Below are 14,167 nucleotides of genomic sequence, written 5' to 3' on the forward strand. Positions count from 1 at the left end.
GTATGAGCTATCTCTCGCTGATTTTCATACTTCTCTACTTCCTCGTCCTATTCCTGCTCGCGGTCTACGGGGTCCACCGGTACCTGATGGTCTATCTGTACTACAAATATAAGGACCGGGCCGGGCGTGTAAAGCCGGAAGCCCTGGGCGATCCGCCCCCCGCGGTCACGGTGCAACTGCCCCTCTACAACGAACAATACGTGGTCGAAAGGCTGATCGACGCAGTCTGCCGCATCGACTATCCCCGCGACCGGCTGGAGATACAGGTGCTGGACGATTCGACCGACGAAACCCGCGGTCTCGCGGCCCGTTGCGTCGAACGTCACCGGGCGGCCGGCATCGATATCCACTATATTCACCGGCAGGAGCGCACCGGATACAAGGCTGGCGCGTTGCAGGCGGGACTCGAGGTGGCGCGCGGCGCGTTCATCGCGATTTTCGACGCCGACTTCATCCCGCCGCCGGATTTCCTCAGGAACACCATGCACCGGTTCCGTGACGAGCGGGTGGGCCTGGTACAGACCCGGTGGTCCTATCTCAACCGGGGCTACTCGATCCTGACCCGTGTCCAGGCGATCATGCTGGACGGCCATTTCGTCATGGAACACGGCGCGCGGAACCGGTCGGGGCGGTTTTTCAACTTCAACGGTACAGCGGGAATCTGGCGCCGGGAGTGCATCGAGGCGGCCGGCGGCTGGCAGCATGACACGCTGACCGAGGACCTCGACCTGAGCTACCGGGCGCAACTCCGGGGGCAGCGCTTCGTATTCCTGGAGGAAGTCACCACGCCCTCCGAACTCCCCGTGGAAATGAACGCCTTCAAGACCCAGCAGCACCGGTGGTCCAAGGGGTCCATACAGACCGCGAAGAAAATGCTTCCCCCGGTATGGCGCAGCGCGCTGCCCTTCCGCTTCAAGCTGGAGGCGACTTATCACCTGACGAACAATATGGCCTACCTGCTGATGCTGCTGCTGTCGGTCCTGATCTTCCCGTCCATCGTGATCCGGGTGCAGGCCGGTTGGATCAATTCCTTCTGGATCGACCTGCCTTTTCTGTGCGCGGCCACGGTTTCCGTATCGCTTTTCTACCTGTTCGCGCAGTATGAAATTAACCGTCCCCGGTGGAAGTGGTCCCCCTTCTATCTTCCGGTACTCATGTCCATCGGCATCGGCATCTGCCTCAACAACACGCGGGCCGTCCTGGAGGCACTGCTGAACCTCAAATCGGGATTCCAGCGGACGCCCAAATACGGCATCCTCGGAAAGGCGGACCAGGCGGACCAGACGGACCAGGCGGACCGGGCGGACCGGTCGGACCGGGCGGACCGGGCGGACCGGGCGAATCAGCCCAGCCAGGCGAATCAACCCGGCCAGGCACCCCGGTGGCGCGATCTGCGCTACCGGGGGAACCGGAACTTGCTTCCCGCGCTGGAACTGTTGTTCGCCGTGCATTTCGGCCTGCTGATCTACTATACGGCCATCAACGGCATTTACGCTTCCATTCCCTTCCTGTGCCTGTTCTTCGCCGGTTACCTGTATGTCGGCCTGGCCTCCCTTTGGCCGGGAACCGCCAGCCAAGGTTAGCCCATGGAACGTGTCTTCGGCCTCTTCGGCCTTGTTGTACTTCTGGCCATTGCATGGCTCCTCTCGGATAACCGCGGGCGGATGAACTGGCGGCTTATCGGCAGCGGCCTCGCGCTTCAGGGATTGCTGGCCCTGTTGCTGCTGCACACTGCCCCGGGCCAGGTGGTGTTCGACGTGGCCCGGCTGGCCGTCAACAAGGTGATCGCCTTCTCCAACGAGGGCGCGCGGTTCGTATTCGGCGACCTGGTGGAAACCGCGCTGTTTGGTTTTTCCGTGCTCCCGATGATCATCTTCGTATCCTCCATTACTTCGATCCTGTTCTACCTGGGCTGCATCCAGTGGGTCGTCCGGCAGATGGCCCGTGTCATGGTGCGCGTCATGGGCGCTTCCGGATCGGAGTCCATGGCCGCGGCGGCAAACGTCTATCTCGGGGCGTCCACCGCGCCCCTCGTCGTTCTGCCCTACCTGAAGACCATGACCCGGTCCGAGATCATGGCCGTGATGACCTCCGGCATGGCGACCGTGGCGGGTTCCGTGCTGGCCGCCTACGTCGCCCTGGGCGCCGACGCCGGCCATCTCCTGGCCGCCTCGCTCATGTCAGCGCCCGCGGCGCTGGTCGTCGCCAAGATCATGATCCCCGAGACCGAAACCTCCCGCACCATGGGCGTCGTGACCGTAGACGTTCCGAAACCGGGGGTCAACTTCATCGATGCGGCCTGCAGCGGCGCGTCGGACGGGTTGAGACTGGCGCTGAACGTGGCGGCCATGCTCATCATAGCCATTGCCTTCGTGAGCCTGTTCAACTGGGCGGTGGGCCTCGCCCCCTACGTGGGCGGTGAGCCGCTGTCTCTCGAACGGATGCTCGGATGGCTCTGTGCGCCGCTGGCCCTGTTCATGGGCGTGGCGTGGGAAGACGCCCAGGCCGTGGGCATGTTGATCGGCAAGAAGACCATCCTGAATGAATTCCTCGCCTACCAGGACCTCAGCGCCATGCAGTCGCAACTGTCGGAACGGTCGTTCGCCATCGCCACCTACGCGCTGTGCAGCTTCGCCAACTTCGGGACCATCGCGATCATGATCGGGGGGATCGGCGGACTGGTGCCGGAACGGCGCAAGGACATCGCCCGGTTCGGTATCCGGTCCATGATCGGCGGCGCACTGGCCGCCAACATGACCGCCACCGTGGCGGGCCTCCTGATGTAGTGGACGCCTCCAGGGACCATAGGCTGGCGGCCGAGATCCGGGAACTGCTCCCCCGCTGCACGCTCAAGGACCGGCGGGACATTCAGCGTGGGCTGAAAAGGTCGCGCGGTGCACGCGGCGGGAGAGGGAGTGGTGTGCGCAGCGAGAACGAGAGCGGCGACCGCAGTAGGAGCGGCGACCGCAGCGGGAGTGGCGGCGGTGCGCGCAGTGGGAGTGGGAACCACGGCCGGCTTCGCAGGCTGAAGGAGCAGGCGGACGCCTCGGCAAGGCTTGTGGAGGCACGCCTTCGGTCGGCCCCCTCCGTCGACATCGACCCCCAGTTGCCCATTTCAACTCGAAAAGATGAAATCCTCGAAACCCTGCGTGGCCACCCGGTGGTTATTGTGACGGGAGAGACCGGATCGGGCAAGACGACGCAGCTGCCCCGGATCTGTCTCGAAGCCGGCCGGGGTATATACGGCCGCATCGCGTGCACGCAGCCCCGGCGCGTCGCCGCCCTGTCGGTCTCGCGCCGCATCGCCGAGGAGCTCGGCGCGACCTGGGGACGGGAAGTCGGGTGCAAGATCAGGTTCACGGACGAGACCGTGGCCGAGACCCGTATCAAGATGATGACCGACGGCATGCTGCTCGCCGAGATACAGCACGATCCGGACCTGCTTGAATACGACACGATCATCATCGACGAGGCCCATGAACGCAGCCTGAACATCGACTTTCTGCTCGGTTACCTGCGACTGCTGACCCGGCGCAGGAAGGACCTCAAGATCGTGGTCACCTCGGCGACAATCGATGCCGCCGCTTTCTCGAACGCCTTCGGCCAGGCGCCGGTCGTCGAAGTATCTGGACGGCTGCATCCGGTGGAGATCCGATATCTGCCCCTCGAGGATACCCGGGGCGAAGCCGAAGTATATACCTATGTCGACGGCGCGGTGGACGCGGTAGACAGGATCATGGAAGAACCCGGCCGGGGCGACATCCTGGTGTTCCTCCCCACGGAGAAAGATATCCACGAGACCCGCAGGCGACTCGAAGGCCGGTCCTACCGCCATACCGACGTGCTTCCGCTCTTCGGTCGGCTGACCAACGCAGACCAGCAGCGGGTGTTTCGGCCGGGGAACAACCGGCGCATCGTCGTGGCCACGAACGTCGCCGAGACCTCGCTGACCATTCCGCGCATCAAGTACGTCGTAGATACCGGCCTCGCGCGGATCAGCCGGTACGCCGCGCGGACCCGCACCCAGCGACTGCCCATCGAACCCATTGCGAAAAGCAGCGCCCAGCAGCGGGCCGGACGGTGCGGTCGCGTAATGGGAGGGGTCTGTTTTCGGCTCTACAGCGAGGCCGACCTGGCGGGCCGGCCGGAGTTCACCACGCCCGAGTTGCAACGCGCCAATCTCGCCGAAGTCATCCTGCGCATGCTGGCGCTGAAACTGGGCGACGTCCACGCCTTCCCCTTTCTCGACCCACCCACGCCCCAGGCGGTCAGGGACGGGTTCGGGCTGCTCGTCGAACTGGGGGCCATCGACCGGAATCGGCGGTTGACCGGCCGGGGCAGGGAGATGGCTAGATTGCCGGTATCGCCCACGGTATCGCGCATGCTGCTGCAGGCCCGGCAGGAGGGTGCCTTGCAGGAGGTTCTCGTGATCGCGTCGGCCATCAGCATACAGGACCCCCGCGTGAGGCCGCTCGACCAGCAGGAACAGGCGGACGCCGAACACCGCAAATTCAGGAACCGGACCTCGGACTTCCTGACCCTGCTCAATATCTGGGAGGCCTTTCACCGCACTTTCGAGCATCTGCAGACCCAGGGCGCCATGCGCAAATTCTGCCGGCAACACTACCTGTCCTACAACCGCATGCGCGAGTGGCGCGATATCTACGTGCAACTTCGCCGCGCGCTCCGGGAATCCGGCGGTTTCCGAGGAAGGGCGGGACGTACCGGAAAAGCACACTACGACGCGATCCACCGGTCGATCCTCAGCGGACTGCTCAGCCAGGTTGCGGAATTCCGGGAAGGCAACCTATATACCGGGGCCCGGAACCGCACCGCCATGATCTTCCCCGGTTCCGGTCTCTTTCGACGGAAATCGGTCGACCGACACTCGGAGAAACGACCTGCCGGTCGGGGGGACGCGGAAACCGGGAGGGATGGTGCGGATGGACCACGGAACACGACCGGCGCCGCAACCTGGATCGTAGCCGCGGAGATGGTCGAGACCAACCGGCTTTATGCGCGCACGGTGGCCCGGATACAATCCGTTTGGGCCGCCGAACTGGGCCGCCACCTGTGCCGCGCTTCCTGCTCCAATCCGGGGTGGGACCGGTCCACCGGGCGGGTGACGGCCACGGAAACGCTGCACCTGTACGGCCTGATGGTCGCCCGCCGTACTGTCGACTACAAGAAGATCGATCCCGATGACGCGACGCGTATTTTTATCCGCGAGGCACTAGTCGGCCTGGACGGCCAGAGCGGCCTGGACGGCCAGAGCGGCCTGGTCGGCCCGGTCAGCCCGGTCAGCCCGGTCGGCCCGGACGGCGAAGATCTGCGAGCCCGGCATGACTTCCTGGAGCATAACCGCAAGATACGGCGGGATGCCGAAACCTGGCTGCTGCAACACCGTAACGCCTACCGCGTCGATCTCGACGAGGCCGCCTTCCGTTTCTACGAAGAACGGATCTCCGGGGTATCTTCGGTGCACGATCTCAACCGGCTGATGAAGACTGCCGGCGAGGAGGACACTTCCTTCCTGCACATGGAAATCGGGGATCTCACGGGAACCGCGGAAGAAGAGGGTGGGGCGGGAGGCCAGGATGGACCGGGCGGACCAGGAGGGCCAGGCAGTCCGGACCGGCCAGGCCGACCAGAGGGCTTCCCGGAACATTTCAACCTGGAAGGCGATCTGCTTCCCCTGCAGTATGCCTGCCGCCCGGGCCGTGAAGAGGATGGGGTCACCCTTACGCTGCCGGCAGACCGCGTCCATCTGCTGGATACCGATACGCTGGAATGGCTCGTGCCCGGCCTACTATGCGAGAAGATCGAAGCCCTCCTCCGGGGGCTTCCCGGAAGGAAACGCAAGCAGCTCGTGCCCATTCCGGAAACGGCCCGGACGATTGTGGAGAGCCTGGATCCTTCCGCTTCCTCCCTGACCGATGCGCTTGCGGCATACATCACCAGGCGGCACGGGATCGAAATCGACTCGACGGACTGGTCGCCCGGTTCCGTTCCCGATCATCTGAGCATGCGCGTCCTCGTGACTGCGGAGGACGGGAGCACCGTTCTTTCCACCCGCGATCCGGACCGCCTGCAAGCCGAAGTCACGGACCGCGTCGCCGCCGTCGAATCGGAAGGATGGCGGAAGGCGGCGGAAAGCTGGGAGCAGTTTGACCTGCGGGACTGGTCGATCGGAGACCTGCCGGAAAGGGTCGAAATCGGTTTATCGGGAACCGTGCCGCAATACGCCTATCCCGGACTACAGGCCGATGACGACCTGGTGGACCTGCGCCTGTTCCGGGACCGTCACGAAGCGCTGCGGGAAAGCCGAGGGGGACTGGTACGCCTTCTCGAACGCCGGATGGGCGATGAAATGGCCTGGCTGCGCCGGGACCTGGCGTTTCTGCAAGACCTACATGCCCTGGCGGACCATGCCGGCGGGTCCGAAGCGCTGCAGGATTCCGCTTACGACCACCTCCTGGCCGCCCTGTTCACCCGGGAACCGCTGTATCCGCTGACAGCCCAGCGCTTCGAAGAAGACGTGGAGACCGCGCGGGCGCTGTTAAAGCAGCTCCCCCGCTGGTTTCGGCAACAGATGGAGGCACTGGAAGGGTTTGTCGGGAAAGACCTCGGAACGGCCGGCGCTTACCCCGGCATGAAAGACGACCTCGACCGGTTGTTTCCACCCGATTTCCTGCGGAAAACACCCGCCGTCGAATTGCCCAACCTGGGCCGATACCTCAAGGCGGTGGAAATACGTTCCCGCCGGGCCCGGGAAGACCGATCGAAGGACCTGAAGAAGGCGGAGCGGGTCAAGCCCTTCGTCGAAGCACTCAATTCACTCGGAGCCCGGGACAACGTGGATACCACCAGGCTGGATGAATTCAGGTGGTTGCTTGAGGAATTCCGCGTGTCGGTGTTCGCCCAGGAACTCGGGACCGCACGGACCGTCTCGCCGAAGAGACTGGAGGAATTAATGGGTAGGATCGAAGCGGGCTTCCGCGACCCGGGCGCTTCATGAGGCTTCAAGAGACGTATCGCGTCGGATCCTTGAAACCGGCTTCTTCGAATCCGTTCCGCCGGAGGATGCAGGCGTCGCATCGGCCGCATGCCGCCCCGTCTTTCGCCGGGTCGTAACAGCTGGTCGTGAGGGCGTAGTCCACCCCGAGCCGGACTCCGGTACGCAGGATATCGGCCTTGGACAATTCGATGAGCGGCGCATGGATATTGAACCGGCCTTCGCCGCTCACCCCAGCGCGCGTGGCCAGGTTGGCCAGGTGCTCGTAGGCCGCGATATATTCGGGCCGGCAATCGGGATAGCCGCTGTAATCGATGGCGTTGGCGCCGATGTACAGGTCGAAGGCACCGAGCACCTCGGCCCAGCCCAGCGCGAAGGACAGAAAGATGGTGTTGCGGGCCGAGACGTAGGTGGACGGGATCTGCCCGGCCATGGTCTCCGGATCCTGATCCCTGGGCACAGGGATGTCATCCGTCAGCGCAGACCCGCCGATAGCCCGCAGGTCGAAGGGTATGGTCACGTGACGCCCCACCCCCATGGACTCGGCGACGCGCCTGGCCGCTTCGAGCTCGAAACGGTGGCGCTGGCCGTAATCGAAGGTGATTGCGTGGCACGCGAATCCTTCGTGCCGGGCGATGGCGAGCGTGGTCGCCGAATCGACCCCGCCGCTGAGCAGGACGACGGCAGCCTTCATGGCGGTCCCATCCATCAGGAAGTATAGAGCAGACTGGCGATGATGGATCCGGTGATCGGAATGCACCCTCGTCCCATGTATAGAACGCGGGAAGATTATACCACCGTTGCATAGATGCGATCGGGCGCAATATATTGAGTTAGTCGCAAAACCGCAATGCTTCTAGCCTGTAATCCGGAGGCAAAACATGTTCAGAGACGTGCGTGTTGCGGCGATCTCGTTCAAACCGGTCAAGCTGGACCTGCAGGGAAACGCGGCCCGGCTGGAGGGGATGTTTCGCGAGGCCGCGGCCGGTGGGGCCGAACTCGCGGTCGCGCCGGAGGGCGTGCTGGAAGGCTACGTGGTCAACGAGATCATCGACGGCGATATCTCACCGGAGGAAATGAACCGCGTCTCGCTCACTATGCGCAGCCCGGTCATCGGGCGGTTCCGGGAACTCGCGAAATCGCTGGATATGTGCCTCGCCTTCGGTCTCGCCGAGCGGATCGGGGGCGAGGTATACAACTGCGCGGTATTCCTGGACCACCGGGGACGGCTGCGGGGCAAGTACCACAAGATGCAGCTGGCAGAGGGCCATCACCGGTCGTGGTGGTTCAACTGCCTCGGCAAGCGGAGCCGCGCCTTCGACACCCCCTTCGGCCGGGCCGGCATGGTCATCTGCAATGATCGGTGGAACCCGGATATTGCCCGCATTCCGGTGCTCGATGGTGCCCGGTACCTGCTCATTCCCTCCTTCGGATCGACGGCCCGCGCCCAGGACCTTGCGGTGCTCTCCCGGGCCCGGGAGAACGGCGTGCCCATCGTCGAAGCCAACGTCGGCGTCACACTGATCGTGAGCAAAGGTGAAATCGTCGTCCTGTCCCGCAAGCAGACCGTTATTACCCATGGGACCATCGCCGTTCCGGCGCCGCCGTCGCTTCGGAACCGGGACCGTCATGAACGGGGATTCCTCGCCTGGCGCAGCCGCGAAATGCCCCTGCGGTACCGGGACCGTATGCGCAGAAGCAGGCAGGGCCGGGACACCGTTGAGGTCGGCCATGACGCGAAGGGCCGGCTGATCGACAAGGACTGACGGCCTCAGAACCCATTGGTGCGCCTTAAAATGCGTCTTGCCTGTCCAATCGCTGTTCCCTTATCTTTTTCGTGATTGTCAGACGGCCGGCGTGCGGTTCGGTTCGCCGGCGTTTGGTATGGGCCACCGGCGTGTGGTTCGGTCCGCCGGCCGGAATGCCGGATCGACCCGTTTCGCACGGATTCGTTGCGAGATATGGTGATTATGGACTCCAAGTTCACACCCGACCAGTTCCTCGACATCCGCAGTCACGGCTTCGTCCGCCTGGCCATTGCCGTACCCCGCATACGGGTGGGCGATCCCGCGGAGAACGTGGCCCATCACCTCGAACAGATCGAATCGGCCGGAAAACAAGGGGCTTCCTACGTCCTCTTCCCCGAACTGAGTCTCACCGGCTATACCTGCGCAGATCTCTTCCACTCCCAGGCACTGCTGGAAGGCGCCCTGGAGGGCCTGGAAGCGTTGCTCGACGGCACGGAGGATTTCGACCTGGCCTTCAGTTTCGGCATGCCGCTGCGGCTGGACCACGCGGTCTTCAACGTCGCGGTGACCTGCACACGCGGCAAGATCCTGACGGTAACGCCCAAGACCTATCTTCCCCAGTATCGCGAATTCTACGAGACGCGGTACTTCGCCCGGGCAGCCGAAGCGCAGACGGAGACCGTATCCCTCTGCGGCCGGGACGCGCCCTTCGGACCGGACGTGCTCCTGCGTACGGATGATCCCCGGGTGGTGATCTACCCGACGATCTGTGAAGACGACTGGGTACCGGTCCCGCCGGCCAGCCGTGCGGCGCTGGCGGGGGCGACCATACTCGCAAATCTCTCCGCTTCGAACATCGTCATCGGCAAGGCGCAGTACCGCGCGGACCTCATCCTGGCCTCCTCGGGACGCAACGAAGCCGTACACCTGTACGCCGCGGCGGGCTTCGGGGAATCGACCATGGACGTGGTATGGGACGGCCACGGGTTCATCGCCGAGCGTGGCTACATGCTGGCGAAAACGGAACGCTTTCAACTGGACGGGGCCTGCATCACGGCGGACGTGGACGCAGAGGCGCTGGTGCTGGAGCGCGGCGTCCAGGGCTCGTTCCGGCAGAACGCCATGGACTACAAGTCATCCTGGCGGTCCGTCTCATTGCCGGGCTTCCGACCCGGACAGGCCGGGGATGAGGATGCCGATGCCGCCGGAAGGGGTTGTGAAGCGACGCATCAAGCCTTCCATCGTGACATCCCGGCCCATCCCTTCGTACCGCAGAATCCGGCGGAACGCAGCCAGCGTTGCCGCGAGGTCTTCATGATCCAGGCCACGGGGCTGGCGACCAAGCTCAGATCGCTGCCCGAAGATAACCGGCGCGTTGTCATTGCGGTCTCCGGCGGCCAGGATTCGACCCACGCCCTGAACGTGGCGGTGCACACCATGGACCTGCTCGGTCTGCCCAGGTCCCGCATCGTGGCCCTGACCATGCCGGGACTGGGCACCACGGAGCGGACCTACACGAACGCCTGCGCCCTGATCCGGGCCGTCGGCGCTACGTTCCGGGAGATCGACATCAAACCCGCGGTGCGAAAGTTCTTCGCGGACATCGAGCATTCGGAAGACAAGAAAGACCTCGTCTACGAGAACACCCAGGCATGGACGCGGAAGCTGGAGGAGCTCGCCACGGCCGCCCAGGTCAGAGGCATCGTGCTCGGCACGGGAGACCTCTCGGAACTGGCGCTGGGATGGTGCACCATGTTCGGGGATCACGCCAGCCACTACGGGGTCAACGCCGGGATACCCAAGACCCTCATTTCCTACCTGATCAAGTGGACGGCCGACGTGGTCTTCGAGGAGGAACCGGAGGTCCGCGAGGTACTGCTGGACATCCTCGACACGCCCATTTCGCCGGAACTGCTGCCCCCGAGTGATCGCGAAATCGCACAGAAAACCGAAGAAGAGATCGGTCCGTACGAGCTGCACGACTTCTTCATCTACTACTTCCTGCGATTCGGCTTTTCGCCTTCGCGGATCGCCCGGATGGCGCTCCACGCCTTCGAGGGAAAGTACGGACTCCCCGAGATCAAGGCCTGGCTCCGCGTCTTCATCGTCCGGTTTTTCCAGAACCAGTTCAAACGGAACTGCCTGCCCGAAGGGCCCAAGGTCGGCATGACCTGCATCTCCCCGCGCGGCGACTGGCGGATGCCGTCAGATGCTTCGCCGGCAGCCTGGCTGGCGGACCTGGAACGCATCCCCGATGCGCTATAGACCACCCGGCGAAGTGCCGCCCCACTACCGGCCCGAGTCCGTCGAGACCTGCTGGCGCGTTCCCTACGGAGAACGGGCGGCCGATGCCCGCGCGTGGGCGGCGGAACACGGCATCCGATCCTCGGCCTTAGATGAATGGCGCACCGCGCTGCTCCTGGTGGACTGCCAAAACACCTTCTGTCTTCCCGAGTTCGAACTCTTCGTAGCAGGCCGGAGCGGCCGGGGCGCAGTGGAAGACAACGCGCGGCTCTGCGCCTTTATCTACCGCAATCTACATTCCATCTCGGAAATCATCCCGACGATGGACACCCACACGGCCCACCAGGTCTTCCATCCGGTGTTCTGGGTAGACCGGGACGGCGAACACCCCACCGGCGGCGAGACCGTCATCACACCGGACGACGTGGAAGCGGGAACCTGGCGCGTCAACCCGGCCGTGGAGGCCGGATTCAGCAACCGGATCGATCTCTCCGCCTACGCATTGCATTACGTCCGGCGCCTCACGCGGGACGGCAAGTATCCCCTCATGATCTGGCCTTACCACGCCATGCTCGGGGGTATCGGCCACGCCCTGGTGTCCGCTGTAGAGGAGGCGGTCTTCTTTCACAGCATCGCCCGGGTGCGGCAGACGCGTTTCGAGATCAAGGGGAACCATGCTCTCACGGAAAACTACTCGGCGTTGCGCCCTGAAGTGACGGAAGACGCCGAAGGCCGCCCGCTGGGCGTGAAGAACACGCCGCTGGGCGTGAAGAACACGCCGCTGGTCGACCACCTGATGACCTTTGACGCCGTCATCGTGGCCGGGCAGGCCAAGAGCCACTGCGTGGCGTGGACGGTGGAGGATCTAAAGTCGGAGTTCGCCGCGCACAAGCCGTCCATGACCGCGCGCGTCTGCCTGCTGGAGGACTGTACCTCGCCGGTCGTCGTGCCCGGTGTGATCGATTTCACCGAAGAGGCGGAGGAGGCCTTCGGCCGTTTCGCCGACGCGGGCATGCACCGGGTGCGTTCCACCGTGCCCATGGACCGTTGGGGGATTCCGGACTGAGGACGCCCGGCACGCGACCGCTTCTCTACCTGCCGGAAGGACAGCATTCCGCCGGACATCGATCCGGCCAGGGACCCAGGACGCCTTCGGCCGGCCGGGGCGTCCCGGCCATCCTGGTCGTCCCGGCCGGTCCGGTCGCCGCCGGGGACAACCGTTCTTCGACGAGGTCCACGATCATGTCCACGAAGCGGGGATGGGTCCCCGCCGTCTCCGCCCGGACCATGCACACCCCGAGTTCATCGCATAAAGCCCGCGTTTCCACGTCCAGGTCGTAGGCCACCTCCATGTGATCCGAGATGAAACCCACGGGGATCACCACGATATCGCAGCCCGCCTGGTCCGCCTGATCCGCCGAGTCCACCTTGTCCGCCGAGTCCACCTTGTCCGACGAGTCCACCTTGTTCGACGAGTCCACCTTGTCCACCTGGTCTGCCCGGGCCGTTCGGGCCGCGCCTGCTTCGTGGAACGACCGGATATAGTCGCAGACGTCGGGTTCCAGCCAGGGCTGGGCGGGCGGCCCGCTGCGGCTCTGAAAGGTCAGCGCCCAGGAGGACGCGCTGACGCGCTCGCTGATGAGCCGTGACGCTTCGCGGAGTTGCGCTTCATAGGCACAGCCGCCGGCCATGGCCAGGGGTATGCTGTGGGCGGTGTACACGAGGTGCGCCTGCGGACGGCGTTCCCCCGGCAGGCGATCCAAAGCAGCGCGAACGCGCGCCGTCATCGTTTCGATGAATCCCGGGTGATTGAAAAAGGGCCTGATCTTCTCGATCACCGGTGCGTCGGGCCCCGCGTCGCGCCGGGCCGCCTCGATGTTTTCCAGGTACTGCCTGCAGTTCGACCAGGAGCTGTACGGAGACGTGACAAAGGCCAGCGCCCGCTTAATCCCGTCCGCGGCCATGCGCCCGACCGTATCCGGAAGCAGGGGATGCCAGTTTCGGTTTCCCCAGTAGACCGGCAGGGAGAGGTCGCGGGTTTCCAACGCCGCTTCCAGGGCGGAGATCAAGGCGCGGTTCTGGCCGTTGATCGGGCTCACCCCGTCGAAATGATGGTAGTGTTCCGCGACCTCCATCATCCGTTCCCGGGGGACGCGCCGGCCCTTGAGCACGCGCTCGAGGAAGGGGATGACTTCGTCTGCGCCTTCGGGGCCTCCGAAGGAAACCAGGAGCAGTGCGTCGTAGTTCAAAAGCCTTCCTCTCCGCAGGGTGTGCCGACTCTGTATTTCCTTGCCATGCTACCGGTTCGACCCTAATTTACGCACGGCTGGACCATCGGAATTTGGCGTGGTATCTCAGAATAGGCAACAGGGAAGCGCAGTGAGCGAAGATACCGGAAAAATCCCCGACATTCTAGAACACGGAGCGCCCGTCGACGGGCAACCCCAGACGGCTGAAACACGGCTGTACATGCAGCTCAATGTGTTCACCCTGTCCGGCACCGAATCCTGCGGTCAGCCTGATCAGCCTGGCCGGACTCGGCAGACCCGGACCATGGCAGACGATATCGCGTCCAGGCTCGGGAATTCCGGCCTGGACGCCGCGGTGTACCTCGACGTCAACGATCCCGTGGGCATCGGCGTGCTGTTTCTCGCCGAAGATCCCGACACCTTCGTATCCGATGTACGGAACCTGCTGACGGAACGGCCTTTCGATGTCCTGGACCGGCGCGGGTCCATGACGATGCTCGGCAGGACCTACTCCATGGGATTCGAGCCGGATCTGATGGAATCGCTCATTCACCGGCCGCGCAACACCGTGCTCAACCCCGACTGGCCCTGGGCCATCTGGTACCCGTTGCGGCGCAACGGCGCTTTCGCGCGACTGGAACACAAGGAACAGCGCCAGATCCTGATGGAGCACGCCCATATCGGACGGGCCTACGGCCGGGCCGACTTCGCCCACGATATCCGCCTGGCCTGTTACGGGCTGGACGAGGCCGACAACGACTTCGTCATCGGGCTGATCGGCAAGGAACTCTACCCCCTGTCCCGGGTCGTGCAGGACATGCGAAAGACCCAGCAGACCGCGTTGTACATCGATTCGCTAGGACCGTTCTTCGTCGGCAAGAAGACCTGGTCGAGCGACCCGTAAATTCCCG

Annotated in this window: 9 protein-coding genes; 7 read left to right on the forward strand and 2 right to left on the reverse strand. The window is 64.2% G+C overall.

Annotated elements, in window-relative coordinates; translation table 11 throughout:
- Positions 1 to 2 precede the first annotated feature (2 nt).
- From OXH56_09095 to hrpA, 3 genes are all read left to right on the forward strand, one after another.
- Positions 3 to 1,583, forward strand: coding sequence for a glycosyltransferase family 2 protein (locus OXH56_09095; GenBank protein ID MCY3555462.1), 1,581 nt, complete (start codon positions 3 to 5; stop codon positions 1,581 to 1,583).
- 3 nt (positions 1,584 to 1,586) lie between these two features.
- Positions 1,587 to 2,786 (forward strand): NupC/NupG family nucleoside CNT transporter, encoded by a 1,200-nt coding sequence (locus OXH56_09100; protein ID MCY3555463.1) that lies wholly within the window; start codon positions 1,587 to 1,589, stop codon positions 2,784 to 2,786.
- A gap of 134 nt (positions 2,787 to 2,920) precedes the next feature.
- A complete protein-coding gene (gene hrpA, locus OXH56_09105; protein ID MCY3555464.1) occupies positions 2,921 to 7,018 on the forward strand; it encodes an ATP-dependent RNA helicase HrpA in 4,098 nt (1,365 codons plus the stop codon).
- Between the two features lie 4 nt (positions 7,019 to 7,022).
- On the opposite strand, the gene queC is transcribed toward hrpA, so the two are convergent.
- Positions 7,023 to 7,709 carry a 7-cyano-7-deazaguanine synthase QueC gene (queC, locus tag OXH56_09110; GenBank protein MCY3555465.1) on the reverse strand — a complete coding sequence of 229 codons (687 nt, stop codon included), beginning with the start codon at positions 7,707 to 7,709 and terminating at the stop codon, positions 7,023 to 7,025.
- Between the two features lie 187 nt (positions 7,710 to 7,896).
- Here queC and OXH56_09115 point away from each other — a divergent pair, with 187 nt between their 5' ends.
- The 3 genes from OXH56_09115 to OXH56_09125 all read left to right on the forward strand — a co-directional run bounded on the left by OXH56_09115 (position 7,897) and on the right by OXH56_09125 (position 12,073).
- On the forward strand, positions 7,897 to 8,781 hold the full coding sequence (locus OXH56_09115; GenBank protein ID MCY3555466.1) for a carbon-nitrogen hydrolase family protein: 885 nt from the start codon (positions 7,897 to 7,899) through the stop codon (positions 8,779 to 8,781).
- Between the two features lie 195 nt (positions 8,782 to 8,976).
- Complete coding sequence (locus OXH56_09120) at positions 8,977 to 11,028, forward strand: NAD(+) synthase (protein MCY3555467.1); 2,052 nt, start codon at positions 8,977 to 8,979, stop codon at positions 11,026 to 11,028.
- Positions 11,018 to 12,073, forward strand: a complete 1,056-nt coding sequence (locus tag OXH56_09125; GenBank protein MCY3555468.1) for an isochorismatase — start codon at positions 11,018 to 11,020, stop codon at positions 12,071 to 12,073. Before OXH56_09120 ends, OXH56_09125 begins: the two co-directional genes overlap by 11 nt.
- Positions 12,074 to 12,098: 25 nt before the next feature.
- Here OXH56_09125 and OXH56_09130 read toward each other — a convergent pair whose 3' ends face one another.
- On the reverse strand, positions 12,099 to 13,256 hold the full coding sequence (locus OXH56_09130; GenBank protein ID MCY3555469.1) for a ferrochelatase: 1,158 nt from the start codon (positions 13,254 to 13,256) through the stop codon (positions 12,099 to 12,101).
- Positions 13,257 to 13,386: 130 nt separating this feature from the next.
- On the opposite strand from OXH56_09130, the gene OXH56_09135 reads away from it, so the two are divergent.
- The gene (locus OXH56_09135) at positions 13,387 to 14,160 is read left to right on the forward strand and encodes a chlorite dismutase family protein (GenBank protein MCY3555470.1); all 774 of its coding nucleotides are present in this window, start codon (positions 13,387 to 13,389) and stop codon (positions 14,158 to 14,160) included.
- The last annotated feature ends 7 nt before the right edge of the window (positions 14,161 to 14,167 follow it).

Source organism: Gemmatimonadota bacterium (assembly GCA_026702745.1).
Taxonomy (GTDB): domain Bacteria; phylum JAAXHH01; class JAAXHH01; order JAAXHH01; family JAAXHH01; genus JAAXHH01.